The organism is Gordonia bronchialis DSM 43247, assembly GCF_000024785.1.
In the GTDB taxonomy this organism is placed as follows: Bacteria; Actinomycetota; Actinomycetes; order Mycobacteriales; family Mycobacteriaceae; genus Gordonia; species Gordonia bronchialis.
Map to the genome: position 1 here is coordinate 1050431 of NC_013441.1, position 22120 is coordinate 1072550.

Below are 22120 nucleotides of genomic sequence, written 5' to 3' on the forward strand. Positions count from 1 at the left end.
AGTGTAGGGCAGGAGGAAGGGCAAGCGAAATCGGGATGCGAGGGGGATCGATCACCCGGTCCCGGTAATGATCACCGGCACCACGAATCGTCGGAGCAGGTCGGCTTCGGCATCGGGGGAGCCGGCCGGGTCGCTCAGCAACGAGACGATCACCCGGACCAGCCAGCGGGCCCGCTCGGTGCGGTCGGTCTCGTCGGACGCGGGCGCGACACCACCCAGAAACGACGTCGCAATCGACTCGATGGCCGGTGACACGAGTGCGAGATGAGTTGCCGGACCGGCGGTTTCCGGCGTGAACCAGGCTGCCAGGGCGGGGTTGCCGCGAACGCCGTCGAGTGCGGTGCGCACCGCGGCGACGAGGCGCTCGGCGGGATCGGCGACGGTGCGGGTGCCCCGCGCTATCTCCTCGGCCAGTTCGCCGGCCGCGCGGTCGACGTAGGCGGCCAACAGTTCCGTCTTGCCCGGGAAGTAGCGGTACAGCGTGGCCCGTGAGCATCCGACGGCCTGCGCCACATCGCGCATCGTCACCGACGACACGCCCCGGGCGGTGAAGAGTTCCTCGGCACGATCGAGGATGCGACGGGACGCGAGATCGGCGCGTTCGGCGGCCAGCCAATCGGTGGAACTCATGCTCCGACGCCGGACGGGTAGAACGGCACGTAGGTGGGTCGGCGTACGTAATTGCCTTCTGCCCAGCGGATTCCGGCGACATCGACCGCGAAGTCCGGGTACCGGGACAGTAGTTCGGTGAGCGTGACGCGCGCCGCGAGGCGGGCTGCCGCGGCGCCGAGGCAGTGGTGGGCGCCGTGGCTGAACGTCAGGATGTTGCGGGGTCGCCGCCCGACGTCGAGGTGCTCGGCGTCGGGGCCGAAGGCCTGCGGATCGCGGTTGGCCGCCGCGTAACAGAGCAGCACCTTGCGGGCCGCCGGGATGGTCACCGGGCCGTCGGCGCCGGCGAGCGTCACCGCCCGCGTGGTCGTCCGCGCGAGGTTCTGCACCGGCGAGGTGAGGCGCAGGAATTCGTCGACGGCGTCGCCGATCAGCGCCGGGTCGTCGAGTAGCCGGGCCCGCTGATCCGGGTATCGGTGCAGCAATTCGATGCTGCCGCCGAGCATTCCGGTGGTGGTGTCGTTGCCGCCGGCGACCATCGTGAAGGTGAATGCCAGCACCGAGAGCACCCCGGCGTCCTCGTCGGCGATCCCGGCGGCCACGAGATGGGACACGGTGTCGTCGGCGGGATGATCGCGGCGGTACTCGATCAGCCGGCCGAAGTAGCCCAGCATGTCCAAGGTCGCCGGACCCGCGTCGGGCGAATCGGGAGAGGCACCGACGATCGCATCGGTCCATCCGTCGAACTGTGCCCGGTCCGACTCGGGCACACCGAGATAGTGGGCCACCACCATGCTCGGCAGCGGTTTGAACAATTCGCCGACGATGTCGGCGGGCCCGTCGGATGCCCCGTCGATGCGATCGAGGCGTTCGCGGACGAAGTCGCGGATCTGCGGTTCGAGTGCGGAGACCTGCCGCGGGGTGAACCCCCGGGCGACGAGGCGGCGGAACGCGGTGTGGGCCGGCGGATCGGTCATCACCATCGGCGGGTTGTCGGTCATGCCGATCGCGGCGAGTTCACCGTAGGTGACGGTGAGGCCGTCCGCGGAGGAGAAGGTCGACGGGTCCGACGCGGCCGCGAGCACGTCGGCATGCCGGGTCAGGACCCAGTACTCGCCCGGGTCCGACGCCGACGCCGCCCCGGTGGCAACGCGGTGCACCGGTGCGGCAGATCGCAGGCGGGCGTACATACCGAAGGGGTTCGCCCACGTCGCGCCGGATCGGAGGGTGAATACCGGGGCGTGAGACGTTGTCGACGTCATGTGTCCATCGTGAGACACATCGACCAGAGTGTCAACGGCCGTGGATGGGATTTGTGGTGTGGGCCATTAAGGTGGAGGGATGACCACCGGCCCGCTCCCGCGGCGTGTAGCGCTGATCTCCGTGCACACCTCGCCGCTGGCGCAACCGGGCACCGGTGACGCGGGCGGGATGAACGTCTACGTGTGGCAGACGGCCACCCGGCTGGCCCGGCGCGGGGTAGAGGTGGAGATCTTCACCCGGGCGACGTCGTCGAGCGATGCGCCGCGAGTGGCCGCGGCTCCCCGGGTGACGGTCCGCAACGTCGTCGCCGGTCCCTTCGAAGGGCTCGACAAGCGTGATCTGCCCGCGCAGCTGTGCGCGTTCACCGCCGGCGTACTCCGTGCCGAAGCGGCGCAGGAGCCCGGGTACTACGATCTGATCCACTCGCACTACTGGCTGTCCGGGCAGGTGGGCTGGCTGGCGCGCGACCGGTGGGGTGTGCCGCTGGTGCACACCGCGCACACCCTGGCCGCGGTGAAGAACGCGTCGCTGGCCGCCGGTGACACCGCCGAGCCGCAGTTGCGCGTCATCGGTGAACAACAGGTGGTCGACGAGGCCGATCGCCTCATCGCGAACACCGAAACCGAAGCGAGCGAACTGATCTCGATGTACGGTGCCGACCCCGCCCGCATCGACGTGGTGACCCCGGGCGCCGACCTGGACTGCTACACCCCCGGCCCGCGGGAGATGGCACGCACCTCGCTGGGGCTCGACCAGAACGAGGCCATCGTGACCTTCGTCGGGCGCATCCAGCCGCTCAAGGCCCCCGACCTGCTCATCGAGGCGGCGGCCCCACTGATCCGGCGCTCGCGGACCTCGCGTCGGCCGGTGCGCGTCCTCATCGTCGGCGGCCCGTCGGGTTCCGGGCTCGACCGGCCGACCGCGCTGATCGACCTGGCCCACGACCTCGGGATCGCCGACGCGGTGACCTTTCTCCCACCCCAGGCGCCGGCCCGCCTGGCCGATGTCTACCGGGCGTCGAATCTTGTTGCGGTGCCGAGTCACTCGGAGAGCTTCGGCCTGGTGGCCATCGAGGCGCAGGCATGCGGCACCCCGGTGCTGGCTGCCGACGTCGGCGGGTTGTCGGTGGCCGTCGCCGGGGGCCGGACCGGCGTGCTCGTCGGCTCCCATGCGGTGGGGGACTGGACCAACGCGCTGGAAAAGGCACTGGCACAACCAGATCGGCTGGCCGAGATGGGCCGCAACGCGCGCGTTCATGCCGAACAGTTCTCCTGGGACCACACCGTCGACGCCATGCTGTCGAGCTATTCGCGTGCGATGCAGTCGTTCGCGGCGCGCAATCCCGATGCGGCACAGTCGGTTGCGGCGCAGAACGTGACCGGCTCGTCGTCGCGGACGCGGCGGCCGTGGCGTCGTCGGCGCAGCACCTTGTTGCCCATGACCGGACGGAGTTGAACTCGTGTCTCATACCGACGTCATCGAACTGCTCGAGAAAACGCTGACCGCGCGGGAAATCGAGTTCAGCCGCAAGAGTTCCGGCGGTGCCGAATCCGAGCATCTGGTGCTCGAACTTCCCGGTGAACGCAAACTGAAGACGACGGTGCTGCTCACCGCGAGCCGCTACGGCGTGCGGGTCGAGGCGTTTGTGTGTCGCCGCCCCGACGAGGACCACGAAGCCGTCTACCGGTTCCTGCTCAAACGCAATCGCAGGCTCTACGGCGTCGCCTACACCATCGACAACACCGGTGACATCTATCTCGTCGGCCGGATCTCGGTCGACGCACTGGATTCCGACGAGGTCGACCGGGTTCTGGGCCAGGTCCTCGAAGCCGCCGACGGCGATTTCAACACACTGCTCGAGATCGGCTTCCACACGTCCATCCAGCGTGAATGGGCCTGGCGGGTGTCGCGTGGGGAGTCGCTGCGCAACCTGCTCGCCTTCGAGCGCCTCATCGACAAGGAATCGCTCCCCGAACCCGGCGAGCCCCTTCCGGATCGGTACATCCCAGGGATCACCGGGGTCGACGAGCCTGGTTCGCCGGACGACTGAACCTAGTCGCGTTCTTCCTCCTGCAATGTGTTCGTCCTCCCTCTGCAAACGGAGGATGAACACGCTGCAGGAGGAAGAGCCAATCCGGCTCAGACCGGTGGATAAATTCTGAGCGATGGTGCCAGCGCGAGGCATGATCTGCCGTATGGCCGATTTCGACGCCGACGACCTGGTGTTTCGCGCGGACACACTCTCGTCCGGCCGCACTGATGGCGATTTGCGGCGCGATGTCCGAGACGGAGTGGCACAACGTATCTGGCGCGGCGTCTACCTGCCTGCCCGCGACGGCGCGCACGGCTATGAGGCACAGCTCGAGAAGTATCGCGCGACGATCCGGGCGGCCGCACTCAGCGGTGGGGATATGCGAGTCATCAGTCACGCGTCGGCTCTCGCGGTGCAGCGGATTCCGATGTTGCGTCCAGATCTGTCGAAGGTGCACTTCACCGCGGAGGGATCGGGCAAGACCACCAAGCGTGCGGTGATTCATCAGGCATCGCTCGACGGCGACGTCATAGAGGTCGACGGACTCTCGGTCACCACTCTGCCGCGATCGACGTGCGATCACGCCCGGATGGGCACGCTGGAGCAGGCGGTGTGTGTACTCGACGCCGGGATGCATGCGGGTGTGACAGAGGATCAGCTTGCGCAGCAGATGGCCCGGATGCGTCGTGGTCATCGCATTGCGATCCTGCGGGCCGCGATTCCGCTTGCCGACGGCTTGGCCGAGAGCGTGGGCGAATCATTGAGCCGTTTGGTCATGGTCCGACACCCATTGATACCCGCGCCTGACCTGCAGGTACAGATCACCATCGACGTCGGTGGTCAACGCAGGCAGGTGCGTGCCGACTTCGGATGGCGCGACCAGGAGGGTGTGCTGCGCCTCATCGGGGAGTTCGACGGTCGATTCAAGTACCACCGTGCGAATCCGTTCGGTAGGGATCGCCTCCCCGAAGATGTGATCTACGCCGAGAAGCTGCGGGAGGACGCGATCCGTGACACGGGACCGCACGTCGTCCGATGGACATGGTCTGACACGCAGCGTCCGAAGGTACTGCACGCCAAGCTGATCGGCGCTTTGGAGGTGGCTGGTCTGATTCGCTGACGTTCTTCCTCCTGCAACCCGCTCGTCCTCCTGCTGCAAACGGAGGACGAACAGGTTGCAGGAGGAAGAACCGGGCGTCGTAGAGTGGTGCTGCTCACAGATGTGCGCACCCGAATCGGACGATGCGGACATGGGTCGATCAGACTCTGACAATGAGTGTTGTTACGATTGCGGTCACACTCACCAACGGAGGTGCCATGAGTTTCACGAGTCCATTCCCCGACGTCGAGATCCCGAATCTGAGTGTCTATGACTTCCTGTTCTCCACGATCGAGGAGGCGGACATGGACCGGGTCGCCCTCGTCGACCCGAAGTCGGGCGACGAGACCAGCTACGCGCGGCTGATCGGGCAGATCCAGGCCGCTGCCGGAGCGCTGGCCGCACGCGGCATCGCGGTCGGTGACGTGGTGGGCGTTCTCTCGCCCAACATCCCCGCGTTCGCGACGGTGTTCCACGGCATCCTGCGCGCGGGCGGCACGGCGACGACGATCAACGCGCTGTTCACCGCACCGGAAATCGCCAAGCAACTCACCGACTCCAAGGCGAAGATGCTGGTCACGGTGTCGCCGCTCTTCGAGCAGGCGGCCGCCGCGGCCAAGGAGGTCGGGATCGCCGATGAGAACCTGATCGTGCTCGACGGTGAGGGGCAGAAGGCCACCGGCCATCCCAACGCGATCGACCTGCTCGCTCCCAACCTGCCGGCCCCCGAGGTGAGCTTCGACCCGGCGACCCACGTCGCGGTGCTGCCCTACAGTTCCGGCACCACCGGAAACCCGAAGGGTGTCGCGCTCAGCCATCGCAACCTGGTGGCCAACGTCGCCCAGATCGCGCCGCTGCAGGGCGCGAGCCCCGACGACGTGGTCATCGCGGTGCTGCCGTTCTTCCACATCTACGGCATGACAGTGTTGCTCAACGCCGCCCTGCACAACCGGTCGCGGCTGGTCACCATGCCGCGCTTCGACCTCGTCGAATTCCTGGAGAACATCCAGAACTTCAAGGTCACCCATGCCTACATCGCACCGCCGGTGGCGGTCGCGCTGGCCAAGCATCCCATCGTCGACAACTACGACCTGAGCTCGCTGACGACGATGATGTCGGGTGCCGCCCCGCTCGACGACGAACTCGGGCAGGCCGTCGCCAAACGCCTGAACCTGCACATGCTGCAGGGGTACGGCATGAGCGAGCTGTCCCCGGTCAGCCACATCATCCCGGCGGACACCAAAGCAGCTCTGGGGCAGGATGATCCGCCGCTGTCCTCCACTGGATGGGCGATCCCCAACACGGAGAACAAGATCGTCGATCCGGCCACCGGAAACGAGATCGACCTGCCGGCAGAGGGTCTGTCCGAGCCCGGGGAACTCTGGGTGAAGGGCCCCAACGTGATGCTGGGCTACCTCAACAACGAGCAGGCCACCGCCGACACCATCGACGCCGACGGATTCCTGCACACGGGTGACATGGCGCAGGTCGACCCCACCGGGTGCGTCTACATCGTCGACCGGCTCAAGGAACTCATCAAGTACAAGGGCTACCAGGTGCCGCCGGCCGAGTTGGAGGCGCTGCTGCTGACCCACCCGAAGGTCGCCGACACCGCCGTTGTCGGGGTGATCGATCAGGAGAGCGGCGAGGAGATCCCGAAGGCCTTCGTCGTCACCCAGCCCGACGCCGAGCTGAGCGCCGACGAAGTGATGGAGTTCGTCGCGGCGAAGGTGGCCCCGCACAAGAAGGTTCGGGCCGTCGAGTTCATCGACGCGATCCCGAAGTCGGCCTCGGGCAAGATCCTGCGCAAGGATCTGCGCAAGTAGCGCTGCCCACTCGACGCCCCGCGGCCTGCCGGTTCACCACCGGTGGGCCGCGGGGCGTCGAGGTCAGTTCACGTCCTCGAGGTGCCCTTCACGATCATTCTGCCGTCTGCGGTGCCAGTAGGTGAGCGCCCACAGGACAACACCGAGCAGCAGTAGCCAGCCGGCGATCACATACTGCTCGGTGTCGCGTCCGGTGAACGGCAAGGTGAGATACCCGGCGGTGAGCGCGCCGAGGACCGCGACGACGGCGTTGGTGCGGAAATGCTTGTGCTCCACGTGATCTCGTCGCAGCACCAGAACCGAGATGTTGACGACGGTGAACACCGCGAGCAGCAGTAGTGCGGTGGTGCCGCCGAGCAGTCCGACGACGGAACTGTCCGGGTCGGCGCTGACGTAGACCAGCAGGCACAGCGCGATGACGGTGGTGAAGATGATCGCCGCGAACGGCGTGCGACGCCCGGGGTGCACGTAAGCCAGAAAGCCCGGCAGCACACCCTGTTTGGCCATCCCGTAGAGCAGCCGGCCGGCCATCATCATGTTGATGAGAGCGGTGTTGGCGACGGCGAACATCGAGATCCAGGGCAGCAGATCGGTGATCGGGAAGTTCGGCGCCGCGGCCTGCACCACGTCGACGAGCGGTGTCTCGCTCTCGGCAAGGACTCCGACCGGGACGATCGCGACCGCGCAGATCGAGATGAGCACGTACACCACGGCGGTCAGGGCGAGCCCGGAGAGCATCACCTTGGGGAAGATGCGGACCGGGTCCTTGCATTCCTCGGCCATGTTCACCGAGTCCTCGAAGCCCACGAGCGCGAAGAATGCCAGCGCCGTCGCCGCGGTGACGGCGATGAAGACGTTCTTGTCGTCCGGGGTTTCGAAGGCCACCACGGCATCCCAGTGCTGGGCCTGCCCGCGAACGATGAACCAGTAGCCGATGAAGATCACCATCAGCAGGCCGGACAGTTCGACCAGCGTGAGAACCACGTTGGTGCCCACCCCCTCGGCGACGCCGCGGAAATTGATGAACATCACCAGCAGTAGAAACGCGATCGCGAAGAACAGCAACGCCGGGTTGGTGGGGTCGGGTTTGTCGCCGCCGGCGAAGGCGGTGAGCATGTTGACCGCAAAGGCGCGCGAGGCCGTCGTCGCCGACGTGATCCCGGAACACATCACCGTGAACAGCACGATGAAGGTGATGAAGTGAACGCCGAAAGCCTTGTGTACGTAGAGCGCAGCGCCGGCGGCCTGCGGGTACTTGGTGACCAGTTCCAGATAGGAGAAGGCGGTCAGTGTTGCCACCGCGAAGGCGATGAGGAACGGTAGCCACGCCGCGCCGCCGACCTCGCCGGCCACCTGACCGGTCAGCGCGTACACGCCGGTGCCCAGGATGTCGCCGATGATGAACAGCAGCAACAGCTTCCAGCCGAGGACGCGTTTCAGTTCGGGTTGTTCGGTGCTCGGCGCACCGGTGTCAGTGCTCGTCATGATCCGACGCTAGACCCGATATGTCCGCTTTATGAGTTTTTGCGTCCGATTCGAGACACTGGGGTCCGGTGCGCACCTGCGGTGTTGATGTGCAGGCCGTGCGAGTGGCGGCCGTCGGCGGGTTCTTGGGCCTGGCGTACCTGACCGTCTGGTCGCTGGCCGGACTGGTGCCGGCCCGCCACCGATGAGCGCGGCCGAGGCAACGTCTTCGGCCGTCGTCACCCCTCTCGGTCACCGCGAACGCGATGCGCCGGTGTGACAAACTGAGGCCCATGAGCAACGGCACCCTGATCCTGATGCGGCACGGCGAGAGCGAATGGAATGCGTCCAATCAGTTCACCGGCTGGGTGGACGTGGCACTCACCGAGAAGGGTGAGGCCGAGGCGGTGCGTGCCGGTGAGCTCCTCGTCGAACACGATCTGCTACCCGACGTCCTGTACACGTCGCTGTTGCGCCGGGCGATCCAGACCGCGCAGATCGCGCTGGACAAAGCCGACCGGCACTGGATTCCGGTCAAGCGAGACTGGCGACTCAACGAGCGTCACTACGGGGCCCTGCAGGGACTGAACAAGGCCGACACCCTCGAGAAGTACGGCAACGAGCAGTTCATGCTGTGGCGTCGGAGCTATGACACCCCGCCGCCGCCCATCGACCCGAATGCCGAGTACAGCCAGACGTCGGATCCGCGGTACGCCGACCTCGACGAGGTGCCGCTCACCGAATGCCTCAAGGACGTCGTCGCGCGGATGATCCCGTACTTCACCGAGTCGATCGCCGCCGACATCAAGGCGGGTAAGACGGTCCTCGTCGCCGCGCACGGCAACTCGCTGCGCGCCCTGGTGAAGTACCTCGACGACATCTCCGACGCCGACATCGCCGGGCTCAACATCCCGACCGGCAATCCGCTGCGTTACGACCTCGACGAGAACCTCAAGCCACTCAATCCGGGCGGAACCTACCTGGACCCCGAGGCAGCGGCAGCGGGCGCGGCGGCGGTGGCCGCCCAGGGGCAGAAGAAGTAGCCGACGCCGGCAACCCGGGCACTGGCGTAACACAATCGTCATGGTGCGATCGGTGTGATGCGCGCTACATTGGTTTCCATGGCGGATCTGGGGACCCTGCGAATCAACCATTCTCCTGCCCAGGAGCGTTACGAGGCGGTGCTGACACCGGACCCGAGCGATCGTGAGTGGGGTAATACCGACGACGTGGTGGTCGGCTACGTCGATTACGTCTCCGAGCCCTATCAGGTGGTCCTGACCCACACCGTGATCCGCGAGCAGTACAGCGGACACGGGTATGCGTCGCAGCTGGTGCAGTCGGTACTCGAGGACATCCGTGCGAGCGGCAAGCAGGTGGTGCCGGTGTGCTCCTACGTCCAGCGCTTCATCGAGCGGCACCCGGAGTATGCGGACATGGCGGTGCCGGTTCCGCAGTAGCGTCCTGCCCTATCGGTGGATTTCGACGCACGGTCGGTGGTGGTGAACCGGGTGCGGTCGGCGAGCGCGGCATTATGGGCGAATTCCGCGTGAACAGCTGCCGAACAAGCCCGGAGGATGTGCGCTCGACGTTTGTCGGGCCGTAAGCTGCGCTTGTGTTCGTTGCATTCGTTGCCGCGGCGATCGTGATCGCTCTCGTCGTCGGCATCGTGGTGGGTCGCCTGGTGGTGGCCCCCCGATTCCCTGGTCGTCGGCCCGCGGTGGCGGTGTCCTCGACGCAGGACTCCGATGCCACGACCTCGACGACCGCTCGGACCAAAGAACTCGTCTTCGAACGTGCCGACGCTCCGCGTGCGGTTCCCGACTCCGCCGAACTGCGGATCTCCGATGTCCGCGCCACCACCGACGACGGCCGGATGACCCGAGCCGGGCTGCTCAGTCTCATCGTCAGCAACACCGAAACCGCGGTCGCGGTGGTCGACGAGTTTCGCGACGTCGTCTTGTACAGCCACCGCGCCGTCGACCTGGGCATGGTGCGCGATCAGCTGCTCGCCGACGCCGTCTGGGAGGCCGCCAAGGATGTCCTCGACACCGAGGAACAGCGGCGCTTCGAGTTCAGCCCGCCGGCCTCGTCGCTGGGGTTCGTCTCCACCGGGCGCACCCGCAAACCGGCCGTGGAATCGGTCCGCTGCCTCGCCCGCCTCGTCGCACATCAGGGGGAGCGGTACGCCGTCGTCTACGGCCAGGACGACACCGAGCACATGCGGGTGGAGGCAACCCGGCGCGACTTCGTCGCCAACGTGTCCCACGAACTGAAGACGCCGGTCGGGGCGATCGGCCTGCTCGCCGAGGCGATGCTGGAATCGGCCGACGACGCCGATTCGGTACAGCATTTCGGTCGGCGCGTGGTCGCCGAGAGCGCCCGGATGGGCAACATGGTGTCCGAGCTGATTGCGCTGTCGCGGCTGCAGGGCGGGGAGACCGCCGAGTTCACCTCGGTGGACGTGGATGCTCTCATCGACGACGCCATCGAGTCGGCCACCATCGCCGCCGAGGCGGCCGCGATCGCGATGCGCGCCGACGACCCCATCGGCGTGACCGTCCGCGGAGATCGCACCCTGCTGCTGACCGCACTCAACAACCTGATCGCCAACGCGATCTCGTACTCACCCGCGGCCACCACGGTGTCGATCAGCCGGCGCGTCACCCGCGTCGACGGACGCCCGATGGTGGCCATCGCGGTCACCGACCGCGGTATCGGCATCGCCCCCGACGATCAGCAGCGCGTCTTCGAACGGTTTTTCCGCGTCGATCAGGCCCGCTCCCGGATGACCGGCGGCACCGGCCTGGGTCTGGCCATCGTCAAACACGTCGCGGCCAACCACGGCGGAGTGATCAAGCTGTGGAGCAAGCCGGGCACCGGCTCGACCTTCACACTGTGCATCCCCGAGGACCTCTCCGACGCCGCCTGGATCGACGAGGTCCACGGCACCGACGCCCATGCCGCCGCCGAACTCCCGCCCGGACTGGTCGACCCGGAGTCGGCCGCGGTGACGATCACCTCCCACGAACCGGATCCACAACAACCGACCGAAGGAAATCGATAGGTGACCCACGTTCTGATTGTCGAGGACGAGGAATCGCTGGCGGATCCGCTGGCCTTCCTGCTGCGTAAAGAAGGCTTCGAGGCGAGTGTCGTCAACGACGGAGCCCAGGCGCTGTCCACATTCGACCGCGTCAGCCCCGACATCGTCCTCCTCGACCTGATGCTGCCCGGCATGTCCGGTACCGAGATCTGCAAAGCGCTGCGCACCAGGTCATCGGTGCCGGTCATCATGGTGACCGCGCGTGACAGCGAGATCGACAAGGTGGTGGGCCTCGAACTCGGGGCCGATGACTATGTCACCAAACCGTATTCGGCCCGCGAGCTGATCGCCCGGATCCGTGCGGTACTGCGGCGCGGCGGCGACCTCGCCGAGGAGGACCTCGACATCGGCATCCTGGAGGCCGGTCCGGTCCGGATGGACGTCGAACGCCACATCGTGGCCGTCAACGGGGAGCAGATCACGTTGCCGCTCAAGGAATTCGATCTACTCGAGTACCTGTTGCGCAACGCCGGGCGGGTACTGACCCGCGGTCAGCTCATCGACCGGGTATGGGGCGCGGACTACGTGGGTGACACCAAGACACTCGACGTCCACGTCAAGCGGCTGCGGTCCAAGATCGAGCCCGACCCGGCAAACCCGAAGCACCTCATCACCGTTCGAGGATTGGGTTACAAGCTCGAGGCCTGAGGTCGACGGGCATCGCGCAGGCTGGTCACTCCGACGGCTGGATCTCGTACTTGATGTCGGTGTCGCGTCGCGTGGTCGCGGCCGCGGTGGCCGGGTGGACGGCGATGAGTCCCAACCCGTTTCGGCGTCGGCAGGCGGCGGCGAGGACGTCGTAGGCGGGTTTTCCGATCAGCTCGGTCAGCTCGGGTGCGTAGGACTCCCAGACCTGTGTCGCACCGACGTGGGCATCGGGGGAGCCCGAGCAGTACCACTGCAGGTCGTGGCCACCCTCACCCCAGCCGCGGCGGTCGAACTCGGTGATCGTCGTCTTGAGAACCTGTGTGCCGTCGGGGCGTTCGACCCAATCCTGTTCGCGCCGGACCGGCAGCTGCCAGCACACGTCGGGTTTGACGGTCAGCGGTTCGAGGCCCTTGCGTAACGCCATCGAGTGCAACGCACAGCCGACACCCCCGGCAAAACCGGGACGGTTCAGAAAGATGCAGGCGCCCTTGTGAAGTCGGGTCTTGAGGGCCGGCTCGTCGTCGAGGTCGCCCTCCTCGAGATACCCACGCGGACCGAGCGGATCCTTGCCGGAGCCCTTCTTGTGGTACTGCCAGTCGTCGGCGGTCAGCAGCGACACCCCGTGGGCGAGGCGTTTGCGGTCGTCCTTGTCGGACAGATAGGCGCCGTGACTACAGCAGCCGTCGGTCTCCCGCCCGGCGATGATGCCCTGGCACGCAGGGGTTCCGAAGACGCACGTCCAGTACGACAGCAACCACGTGAGGTCGGCGTTGATGACGTGTTCGGGGTTCGCGGGGTCGGCGAATTCGTACCATTCGCGCGGGAAGTCGAGACCGACCTCGGGGGTCGGGCGCATGCGCGCCCCAGACGTGTGGACTGACACCGTTCCACGGTAACCGGGAAAGGTGCCTGCGCGCCGCCCGGGACGCCCACGGACGCGGGATTGCCGACCTGCTGACGATGGCGATCGGTGAAGCCGTATTTTGTAATCGTGCGCTTAGGTGTTCTCGATGTGGGCAGCAACACTGTTCACCTGCTCGTGGTCGACGCTCATCGTGGCGGCCATCCGACCCCGATGAGTTCGACCAAGGCGGTTCTGCGCCTCGCCGAGCAGATCGACGGCGACGGACGGCTGTCCGACCGTGCCGCCGGCAAACTCATCGACTCGATCGATGAGTTCATGCACATCGCGACCAGTTCGGGCTGCCAGCAGATCATGGCGTTTGCCACCTCCGCGGTACGCGACGCCACCAACTGCGACGACGTACTCGCTGACGTGGCCCGCCGGACCGGAGTGCAGGTGCGGGTGCTGTCCGGCCACGACGAGGCGCGACTGACCTCGCTGGCCGTCCGGCGCTGGTACGGCTGGAGCGCCGGACGCGTCCTGGCCCTCGACATCGGCGGTGGCTCGCTGGAGATGTCCAACGGCGTCGACGAGGAACCGGATGTGGCGCTGTCCCTGCCGCTCGGGGCCGGGCGGTTGACCCGTGAATGGCTGCCCGATGATCCGCCGGACCGTCGCCGGATCGGGGTCCTGCGCGACTGGCTCGACGCCGAACTCCGGGTACCCGCCAAACAGCTCCTCGATCCCGGGCAGCCGGATCTCGCGGTCGGCACGTCGAAGACGTTCCGAAGCCTGGCCCGGCTGACCGGTGCCGCGCCGTCGAGCGCCGGTCCACGGGTGAAACGCCAACTCACCTCGAGCGGTCTGCGCCAGCTCATCGCATTCATCTCGCGCATGACCCGAGACGACCGCGCCGAGCTCGAAGGCGTCAGCGCCGACCGTGCCGGACAGCTCGTCGGGGGTGCGCTGGTGGCCGAGGCGGCCATGCGGGCACTGCAAGTCGATACACTGGAAATCTGTCCATGGGCGCTACGGGAGGGGGTCATCCTGCGTCGTCTCGATACAGAGCCGGCCGACACCCCCGAACCCATGGGAACCGAAAATGCTGGTCGGGGCGTTTAGGGGAGGGATTCGGTGCACATCACCGAAGCGCGACCAGGCCGGTGACGGACACCGGCAACACAGAAGAACGTAGAGCGATGAGCGTCGACGCCGGCTGACTGGCGGCGGCGCGCGAGGACGGAGAGCCAACGCATGGCGAACGAATCGGGACCCGATTCCCGGCCGATCTCGGTGGCGGAACTTCTCGCCCGGTCTCAGGGGGCGGATTCTGCAGAGGCAACCCGCCGTTCGGGCGACCGAGGACGACGGCGGGTGGGCCGCGAGGGCACGGTGTCGGTGTCCGAACTCACCGGCGAGATCCCTCGGGTCGGCGACGACCCCACGCCGCCGGCCGGCTCGCGCGCGCAGTCGCAACCGACCCGCCCGGCTCCGGCCACCCCGGCTCGATCTGCTCCGGCCGCCCCGGCTCGATCGGCTCCGGCTCGATCTGCCCCGGATCGATCTGCTCCGGATCGATCTGCTCCGGCGCCCGCGAGTGGTGCGTTCCCGCGGTCGACGAATCCGGTGGCGCGCCGAGGTGCCGACGACCGCGCGGTCACCGACCGTGACCGCACCGACCCCGATCGCGACCGGCCCGTCCGGCCGTCGGGCGCGCGCTCGGCCAGCGGGATGCCCGGCTTCGGCGCCCCGCCCATGTCGACCCGGGATTTCAGCGCCGACGCCGTCGCCCAGCGTCTCGGTGGGTCGGATCGTCAGCAGCCGGGACAGGCCGCCGATGACGCCGGCATCGACGAGCGCGCGGCGAACGCGGTCACCGGCATCATCCCGGTGGTCGACGGTCCCGACGACGACCTCGTGGTGGTCGACTCCGATGACGTGGTCGCCTACGACCTGTCACCCGCTCCCGCTACCGACGATGACGTCAAGGTGCGCGACACCGGCGGCTTCGCCGAGGTGATGGACGACTTCGAGGCTTATCGCTCTTTCGCCGACGTCGAGGACCAGCCGGCCGAGCCGAAGAAGAAGCGACGATGGTTCGGTCGCAAGAAGGACACCGCCGCCAGCGAATCCACCGCCAGCGAATCCACTACTGATGAACCCGTCAGCGATCGTTCGGCCCGGCGGGCCGCGGCGCAGGCGGCGACCGGGACGACGGCCGCGAGGCCGGTGGCGGACGCTCCCGCGACCGTCGAGACGTCGTCGACGCCTGCATCGACCGAGCGCAGCGCCTGGGCACCCCCCGCCGAACCGGTGACCTCTCCGGCCGACTCCGAACGCGACGAGGAGCACGACGGCCTCGAGCGTGGCGACGACTGGGCGGAATTCGACAGGACGGAATTCAACCGCGACGAATTCGATGTGGTTGCGGTCGCCGACCCTGCCGACCGCGCGAACACCGGCACCGCAGATCACTCCGACACGGCGCGAGCCGATGTCGCCAGAGCTGCCGTGCCACCAGCGCGTGCCGCTGATCCGGCCGTCGAGGAGCCCGCAGACACCTTCGACGACGACACCGTCGACGACGACACCGTTGCCGAGGACACCGTCGACGACGACACCGTTGCCGATCACCCCGTCGATGCGGCTGAGCAGTCGCCGACGAAGGCGTGGCTCATCGTCATCGGGCAGATCGTCGCGGGTCTCGCGATCGGCATCGGACTGTTCTGGGGTTTCACCGAACTGTGGAAGTGGAGCGTGTACTTCGCGCTCGTCCTGGCCGTGGTGGTCATCTTCGGGATCGTCACCTTCGCGCATCTGGTGCGTCGGACCAGAGATCTGCCGACGACGCTGCTGGCGCTCGGTGTCGGTCTGCTGGTGACCATCGGACCGCTGGTCCTGCTGGCGAGCCGGTGACCGGTTCGGCCGTCCTCTCCTGCATACCGGCCGCGGTGGGTGCGCGATGATCCCGCACCTGCCCCGGCCCGAGATCCTCGTCGGCCTGTCGACGGCCTCGGTGTATCCGCAGAACACCGAGGCGGCCTTTGCCTACGCGTCCGAACTCGGGTACGACGGCGTCGAACTCATGGTGTGGGGGGAATCGGTCAGCCAGGACATCCGCCACGTCGAGTACCTCTCCGAGCGCTATCAGATGCCGGTGCTCTCGATCCACGCGCCCTGCCTGCTGATCTCGCAACGAGTGTGGGGCCGCGACCCGCTGGTGAAACTGGCGCGATCGGTGCAGGCGGCGGAGGATCTCGGCGCGCCGACCGTCGTCGTCCATCCGCCGTTCCGCTGGCAACGCGCCTACACCGCGGCCTTCGACGACACCGTCGCCGGACTCGAGGCCGACAGCGGCGTGGCCATCGCCGTGGAGAACATGTTCCCGATGCGTGCCGACCGGCTCTTCGGTGCCGGTGACCGGTCGGTGCGCCGTCTGACCCGGCGGGGCGGTACACCGGGTGTGGCGATGTCGGCGTTCGGGAAATCCGTCGACCCGACCGATGACGGGTACGCCCACTACACCCTCGATCTCTCGCATACGGCCACCGCGGGTGCGGATGCGCTGGCCATGTTCGAGCGAATGGGGTCCCGGCTCAATCATCTGCACCTCGCCGATGGACTCGGTGCGGCCACCGACGAACACCTCATTCCCGGGGACGGGTCGCAGCCGTGTGCGGAGATCTGCCGTCGGCTCGCGGCCAGTGATTTCACCGGCGCGGTGGTGCTGGAGGTGCACACCGGCTCGGCCCGCACCAAACCCGAGCGCAGCGCACTGCTGGCCCGTTCGCTAGATTTTGCGCGGCGACACCTCAAACGCGAACTGCACAGCGGGCGGGTCACCTCCTGACCTCGCCGCGGGTCGCCGACGACGAGATGGGAACAACCGTGCCGACCCCGACCGACGACGTGACCCCCAACATCACTGTCACCGATGCCCCTGTCACCGACGATGTCGAGACCGCAGGCCCGGTGCGCAACGCGGCTCTGTCGCGTCTGCTGGCGCTGACCGAGATCGGTCGCACCGCCGAGCAGACCATCACCTACCGTGCCGAGGTCGACCCGGTGTTCACCATCGGACCCAAGGTGCACGGCGGGAGCCTGCAGATGGTGGTCGCGCACGCCGCACGGCTGGCGCTGACCGCACTGAGCCCGGACGCGGATGTCGAGCAGATCCCCGTCGCCATCTCCAGCGACTTCCTCGCCGCCCCCGACGCCGCACGGATCGACCTCGAGGTGACCCTGCGCAAACGTGGCCGGACGGTGACCGTGCTCTGCGTCGACGCCATCCAGGATGGCCGGGTGCGGGTCGCGTCGTCGGTCACGATGGTCCGCCCGGACACCGGGGAGTCCCATCACACCGCCGCGTCGGTTCTCGACGGGGTGCCCGCCGAGCCGACCTCCGAGGGTCTCGCTCTTGACGATTCGCCGATCGCGCAGATCAACCATCTGAGTCCGGCGCTCGACCTCGTCCTCGACGCGGCGAGCCTGCCGGGGTTGCGCGGGGAGACCGGCGAACCGCTGGTCCGCGGCTGGGTGAAACCCAAGGGAGCCGACCCCGACACCGACTTCGCGGTGCTGGCCTGCGACATCTCGCTGCCCGTCGTCGCCAACCTCGGTCTGCACGGCTGGGCGCCGACCGTCCAGCTCACCACCTACATCCGTCGCCGCCCGGCGCCGGGCTGGCTGCGGTTCGCCGCGACGAGCCTCGAGGTGGGACCCGGCATGTTCGAGGAGGATCATCTCGTGGTGGACTCGACCGGGACGATCGTCGCGCAGTCGCGTCAGCTCGCACTCATCCCCCAGAAGTGACCTCGCGCGGGGCCGAGATCCCCGAATCACATCGACAATTGATCAGCAGATCAGGAAGGCGGCCAGGAGTGACCGAACGCATCGCCATCATCGGCGGCGGCAAGATCGGGGAAGCGTTGCTCGCCGGCCTCATCGCCTCGGGAACACCGACCAAGAACCTCGTCGTCGCCGAGCATTCGCCTGCGCGCGCCGCCGAGATCGCCGACGAGTACGGGGTCCTGGTAACCGACGTCCGCAACGCCGCCGAAAGCGCGCAGTACGTGTTCCTGGCCATCAAACCCGACGATGTCGACGGCGTGTTGCGTGAACTCGCCGCAGCCCAGGACAACGCCGAGACCGAGCGGGTCACCGTCACGCTGGTCGCGGGTCTGCCACTGGCCCGCTACGAGAACGCACTGCAGGCCGGCTCGCCGGTCATCCGGGTGATGCCGAACACGCCGATGCTGGTCAACGAGGCGATGTCGGCGGTCTCGGCGGGCCGCTACGTGGCGGCCGAACAGCTCGAGTCCGTCGTCGAGTTGCTCAAGACCGTCGGCCGGGTGGCGGTGGTGCCGGAGAAGCAGATGGATGCGGTCACCGCGATCTCCGGGTCGGGTCCCGCGTACGTCTTCCTGCTGACCGAGTCGATGATCGACGCCGGCGTCGCTCTCGGACTCACCCGCGCGCAGGCGTCGGAGATGGCCATCCAGACGATTCGTGGCGCGGGGATCATGCTCAGCGACGCCGGGATCTCGCCGGTGGACCTGCGGGCCGCGGTGACCTCACCCGGCGGGACGACCGCCGCGGCCATCCGCGAGTTCGAGGCCGGCGGCCTGCGACACACGGTGTACGAGGCCGCCCGCGCCTGCGCGGAGGCGAGCGCGCGGGGTGCACGTCGAGTCGAAGTCGAGGGTTCGGGCCCGACCAACGGCTGATCGGCGTGTCCCGGGACCGGCAAGAATTGTGGTCGACGACCCGCTAAACCCCAGGATGTTGTGTCGATCCGGAATCAAAGCCAGATTTACTGGCAACTCACGTCGCTTTTTTCACATCTGCCACGCTAAGCTCCTCTAAGCACGTGCGTGTCTGATGTCCGCCGGAGGGGAAGCCGGCGGCCGCGACGCGTGCACCGGAGGTATGAGTGATTCATGGCACCTGCAGACACTCCTGGTGACAGGAACAACGCAGTCGGCAACGGCCCCGTGGGCAATGCGGCATCGGGGTCGCAGTTCCTCACCGTCGCCGAGGTCGCATCGTTGATGCGCGTTTCGAAGATGACCGTCTACCGTCTTGTTCACAACGGAGAGCTGCCCGCGGTGCGCGTGGGCCGGTCCTTCCGAGTGCACGCCAAAGCCGTACACGACTACCTCGAGACGTCGTACTTCGACGCCGGCTAGAGAACTGGGTCTGTCCGACCACGGCGACCGACTCCCGCGGGCGGCGACGTCCCTGCGGGAGTCGAGCTGTCTGGGGGCGTCGAGGCGAGGGGCGAATTTCTTCTCACCGGCGCAGCCCGGTAGGCTAGATCGCTGGTACCTGGACACGCCGCGCGAGTTGGCTGATGACCAGGATCGAGCAGAACAACAGCATCAATCGTGAGGAAGCACCCCGATGGGTTCAGTGATCAAGAAGCGCCGCAAGCGCATGTCGAAGAAGAAGCACCGCAAGCTGCTGCGCAGGACCCGGGTGCAGCGTCGCAAACTCGGTAAATAGTCTTACGACGACACGAGGGACCCGCCACGGCGGGTCCCTCCTGCGTTGACCGTGCGTCGGATCCCGTTGACCGGGCGCGGTTCGGCGCGCCGGTCGTGAGTCGACGCACGGTGAACGTGTTCGGCAGCACGATCGACGGGAGGCTCGGCGCGCGAGTTGTCCGGTGCGGCCGTTAGCCTGAGGTATGCCCGAGCACACCCAGCAGCCCCCGCGAACCGTCCTGGTCACCGGGGCGTCGACGTTCCTGGGCGGCTATCTGGTGGCCCGCCTGGCCGCCAATCCCGAGATCGAGCGGATTCTCGCGGTCGACTCCCGGGTACCCCGCAAGGATCTGCTCCGCCGGATGGGCCGCGCCGAGTTCCTGCGCCTCGACATCCGGCGTCCCGCCATCGCCAAGGCACTCGCCAGCTACGACGTGGATACCGTGGTGCACGCGGCGACGTCGATCATGGAGACCGCGCCACATTCGGCGGCGATCAAGGAGTTCAACGTCGTCGGCGCCATGCAGGTGTGTGCGGCCTGCCAGCGCACGCCGTCGGTGAAGCGTCTGGTGCTGCGATCGACGGCCATGGTCTACGGTGCGAGCGGTCGCGATCCGTCGCACTTCGCCGAGGAAACCCCCGCCCGCCGGGAGCCCACACGCGGCTATGGTCGCGATCTACTTGACGTCGAGGGTTATGTTCGCGGGCTCGGGCGGCGGCGTCAGGACATCGACATCACGATCGTGCGACTGCAGGCGATGCTCGGTCCGCGGATCAACACCCGGATGAGTTCCTACCTGTCGCTGCCGGTGGTGCCGACGGTGATCGGTTACCAGCCGCGGCTGCAGTTCCTGCACGAGGAGGACGCGCTCGCCGCGATGGAGCACGTGACGCTGGCCGGCAAGGCCGGGACGTTCAACATCTCCGGCGACGGTGTGGTCACCCTGACGCAGGCCATCCGACGCGCGGGGCATGTCGAATTGCCTGTTCCCAGTGGGCTTCTCGCGCCCATCACCGGTGTCTTTCAGGACCTGCGGTCGGCCCGTCTGCGGAGCTCGCAGACCGAGTTCCTGACCTACGGTCGCGTGCTCGACACCACCCGGATGCGCACCGAACTCGGCTTCGTCCCGCGCTACAACACCCTGGAGACGCTCGACGATTTCCTCGAGCGAGGGGGAGTCACCCCGGTGGTCTCGGCGGACGCGTGGCGCAGTCTCGAGCGCCGGGTGATCGCAGCCGCACATCAACTCCAGTGAAGTGTGAGTTGACGCTGGTAGGGGCTACTGATGTCGGGATGCGCAACGTTCTTGCAACCCTTACACTTGGACGCCAGACCTACGTCACACATGGTTACGATGGGTCAATCGTCTCACTGAAGAAGCTGAACACAACGTCGTACCGCATGGCCGGATCCGCGCCGGAACCCGGCACCGGCGAACGGCGTTGTATTCGGTGGGTCGGAACGAAACCAGTGACTGCATCAGACGAGACAGGGACGGGGTGAGCATCTTGGGTGGTGGTGGTGCGACCGACGCCCGCACGGCCAAGGTCATCCAGCTCTACGCCACACCCGGTGGCCCGGACGGGGCCGGTGCTCGACGCGGTTCGTCCGACCAGGGTCGCCGGCGGCATCCGAGCCAGCAGGCCGGTGCTCCTGCGGCATCCAGATCAGTTCGGGCACAAGCAGATTCGGGGCATCCGAACACCGACGGTTTCGGCCGGCCGCCCGCCGTGGTGACGCCGATCAGTGACGAGATCGCCCTGTCCGACGAGGCGCTCGGCATCGAACACCGCGGGCCGTCGAAGTCGTCGCCGCTGTTCAGTCTCGGTGGTCTGCGCGGCGCGGTCGCTGACTCGCTGACCGCCACGGCCGGCTTCATCCGGGAACGGATGGCCGGCGAGTACGACGTCGACGAGTTCGGCTTCGACCCGCACTTCACCGAGGCCGTCTGGTTTCCCGCGATCCGTCAGGTCTACGAGAAGTGGTTCCGCGTCGAGGTGAGCGGCATCGAGAACCTGCCCCGCGAGGGTGGGGCCCTCCTGGTGGCCAATCACGCCGGCGCCATTCCGATCGACGCGATCATGACCTCGCTCGCCGTGCGCGACAATCACCCCACGGGGCGTTACCTGCGTCTGCTCGCCGCCGACATGGCCTTCGAGTCGCCCGGCGTCAGCGAGGTGGCCCGACGGATCGGCGCCACCGTGGCCTGCACCAACGACGCCGATCGGCTGTTGTGCGCCGGTGAACTCACCGCTGTGTGGCCGGAGGGTTTCAAAGGCATCGGCAAGCTGTACAAGGACCGCTACAAGCTGCAGCGCTTCGGCCGCGGCGGATTCGTCACGACGGCGCTGAAGAATGCCGCGCCGATCATCCCGGTGTCCATCGTGGGTTCCGAGGAGATATACCCGATGCTCGCCGATCTCAAGCCTCTCGCCAAGATCCTCGGGCTGCCGTACTTCCCGGTCACTCCGCTCTTTCCGTGGCTCGGGCCGCTCGGCATGGTGCCGTTGCCGTCGAAGTGGCACATCCACTTCGGCCGGCCCATCGAGACCGGCGGTTACGACGAATCGTCGGCCGATGACCCGATGGTGGTCTTCGACCTCACCGATCACGTCCGCGAGGAGATCCAGCAGACGCTGTTCCGGATGCTGAGCCGGCGGGGAAGCGTCTACCTCGGCTGACGAGCGCGCCAACTCGTCCAATCTGCGGTATCCGGCAGCACGGAACGGCAGAATGGCCGGAC

Annotated in this window: 21 protein-coding genes; 17 read left to right on the plus strand and 4 right to left on the minus strand. The window is 67.3% G+C overall.

What is annotated here, in order from left to right; genetic code table 11:
- Window positions 1-51: 51 nt before the first annotated feature.
- Together GBRO_RS04870 and GBRO_RS04875 are read right to left on the minus strand one after the other, a co-directional pair.
- Window positions 52-630 carry a TetR/AcrR family transcriptional regulator gene (locus GBRO_RS04870; protein ID WP_012832877.1) on the minus strand — a complete coding sequence of 193 codons (579 nt, stop codon included), beginning with the start codon at window positions 628-630 and terminating at the stop codon, window positions 52-54.
- Window positions 627-1871 (minus strand): cytochrome P450, encoded by a 1245-nt coding sequence (locus GBRO_RS04875; protein WP_012832878.1) that lies wholly within the window; start codon window positions 1869-1871, stop codon window positions 627-629. The genes GBRO_RS04870 and GBRO_RS04875 overlap by 4 nt, the downstream gene beginning before the upstream one ends.
- Window positions 1872-1950: 79 nt before the next feature.
- Here GBRO_RS04875 and mshA point away from each other — a divergent pair, with 79 nt between their 5' ends.
- The 4 genes from mshA (at window position 1951) to GBRO_RS04895 (ending at window position 6829) form a co-directional block, all read left to right on the plus strand.
- Window positions 1951-3327 carry a D-inositol-3-phosphate glycosyltransferase gene (gene mshA / locus GBRO_RS04880; RefSeq protein ID WP_012832879.1) on the plus strand — a complete coding sequence of 459 codons (1377 nt, stop codon included), beginning with the start codon at window positions 1951-1953 and terminating at the stop codon, window positions 3325-3327.
- 4 nt (window positions 3328-3331) lie between these two features.
- Complete coding sequence (locus tag GBRO_RS04885; protein WP_012832880.1) at window positions 3332-3922, plus strand: type III secretion system chaperone family protein; 591 nt, start codon at window positions 3332-3334, stop codon at window positions 3920-3922.
- A 145-nt stretch (window positions 3923-4067) separates the two neighbouring features.
- Window positions 4068-5024 (plus strand): hypothetical protein, encoded by a 957-nt coding sequence (locus tag GBRO_RS04890; protein WP_012832881.1) that lies wholly within the window; start codon window positions 4068-4070, stop codon window positions 5022-5024.
- A 197-nt stretch (window positions 5025-5221) separates the two neighbouring features.
- A complete protein-coding gene (locus GBRO_RS04895) occupies window positions 5222-6829 on the plus strand; it encodes an AMP-binding protein (protein ID WP_012832882.1) in 1608 nt (535 codons plus the stop codon).
- A gap of 63 nt (window positions 6830-6892) precedes the next feature.
- On the opposite strand, the gene GBRO_RS04900 is transcribed toward GBRO_RS04895, so the two are convergent.
- Complete coding sequence (locus tag GBRO_RS04900; RefSeq protein WP_012832883.1) at window positions 6893-8314, minus strand: APC family permease; 1422 nt, start codon at window positions 8312-8314, stop codon at window positions 6893-6895.
- Between the two features lie 272 nt (window positions 8315-8586).
- On the opposite strand from GBRO_RS04900, the gene GBRO_RS04905 reads away from it, so the two are divergent.
- The 4 genes from GBRO_RS04905 to GBRO_RS04920 all read left to right on the plus strand — a co-directional run bounded on the left by GBRO_RS04905 (window position 8587) and on the right by GBRO_RS04920 (window position 12047).
- Complete coding sequence (locus GBRO_RS04905; RefSeq protein ID WP_012832884.1) at window positions 8587-9336, plus strand: phosphoglyceromutase; 750 nt, start codon at window positions 8587-8589, stop codon at window positions 9334-9336.
- 78 nt (window positions 9337-9414) lie between these two features.
- The gene (locus tag GBRO_RS04910) at window positions 9415-9753 is read left to right on the plus strand and encodes a GNAT family N-acetyltransferase (protein WP_012832885.1); all 339 of its coding nucleotides are present in this window, start codon (window positions 9415-9417) and stop codon (window positions 9751-9753) included.
- 155 nt (window positions 9754-9908) lie between these two features.
- Window positions 9909-11360, plus strand: coding sequence for a sensor histidine kinase (locus GBRO_RS04915; RefSeq protein ID WP_012832886.1), 1452 nt, complete (start codon window positions 9909-9911; stop codon window positions 11358-11360).
- On the plus strand, window positions 11361-12047 hold the full coding sequence (locus GBRO_RS04920; RefSeq protein ID WP_012832887.1) for a response regulator transcription factor: 687 nt from the start codon (window positions 11361-11363) through the stop codon (window positions 12045-12047).
- Window positions 12048-12072: 25 nt separating this feature from the next.
- Here the strand turns inward: GBRO_RS04920 and GBRO_RS04925 are convergent, their stop codons facing one another.
- Window positions 12073-12903 (minus strand): hypothetical protein, encoded by an 831-nt coding sequence (locus GBRO_RS04925; RefSeq protein WP_012832888.1) that lies wholly within the window; start codon window positions 12901-12903, stop codon window positions 12073-12075.
- A 135-nt stretch (window positions 12904-13038) separates the two neighbouring features.
- On the opposite strand from GBRO_RS04925, the gene GBRO_RS04930 reads away from it, so the two are divergent.
- The 9 genes from GBRO_RS04930 to GBRO_RS04965 all read left to right on the plus strand — a co-directional run bounded on the left by GBRO_RS04930 (window position 13039) and on the right by GBRO_RS04965 (window position 22058).
- Window positions 13039-14013: a Ppx/GppA phosphatase family protein gene (locus GBRO_RS04930; protein WP_012832889.1), complete on the plus strand. Its 975-nt coding sequence runs from the start codon at window positions 13039-13041 to the stop codon at window positions 14011-14013.
- A 504-nt stretch (window positions 14014-14517) separates the two neighbouring features.
- Window positions 14518-15807 (plus strand): hypothetical protein, encoded by a 1290-nt coding sequence (locus GBRO_RS04935; protein ID WP_012832890.1) that lies wholly within the window; start codon window positions 14518-14520, stop codon window positions 15805-15807.
- Window positions 15808-15853: 46 nt separating this feature from the next.
- On the plus strand, window positions 15854-16741 hold the full coding sequence (locus GBRO_RS04940) for a sugar phosphate isomerase/epimerase family protein (protein WP_012832891.1): 888 nt from the start codon (window positions 15854-15856) through the stop codon (window positions 16739-16741).
- A 26-nt stretch (window positions 16742-16767) separates the two neighbouring features.
- Entirely contained in the window at window positions 16768-17703 is a 936-nt protein-coding gene (locus tag GBRO_RS04945; RefSeq protein ID WP_012832892.1) for a thioesterase family protein, read from the plus strand.
- A gap of 68 nt (window positions 17704-17771) precedes the next feature.
- Window positions 17772-18617: a pyrroline-5-carboxylate reductase gene (proC, locus tag GBRO_RS04950; RefSeq protein ID WP_012832893.1), complete on the plus strand. Its 846-nt coding sequence runs from the start codon at window positions 17772-17774 to the stop codon at window positions 18615-18617.
- A 213-nt stretch (window positions 18618-18830) separates the two neighbouring features.
- A complete protein-coding gene (locus GBRO_RS04955) occupies window positions 18831-19079 on the plus strand; it encodes a helix-turn-helix domain-containing protein (RefSeq protein ID WP_012832894.1) in 249 nt (82 codons plus the stop codon).
- Window positions 19080-19293: 214 nt separating this feature from the next.
- Entirely contained in the window at window positions 19294-19395 is a 102-nt protein-coding gene (locus GBRO_RS25100; RefSeq protein WP_003402602.1) for a 30S ribosomal protein bS22, read from the plus strand.
- Between the two features lie 184 nt (window positions 19396-19579).
- Entirely contained in the window at window positions 19580-20632 is a 1053-nt protein-coding gene (locus GBRO_RS04960; protein WP_012832895.1) for an NAD-dependent epimerase/dehydratase family protein, read from the plus strand.
- A 244-nt stretch (window positions 20633-20876) separates the two neighbouring features.
- Window positions 20877-22058 (plus strand): lysophospholipid acyltransferase family protein, encoded by a 1182-nt coding sequence (locus tag GBRO_RS04965; RefSeq protein WP_012832896.1) that lies wholly within the window; start codon window positions 20877-20879, stop codon window positions 22056-22058.
- Window positions 22059-22120: the final 62 nt, after the last annotated feature.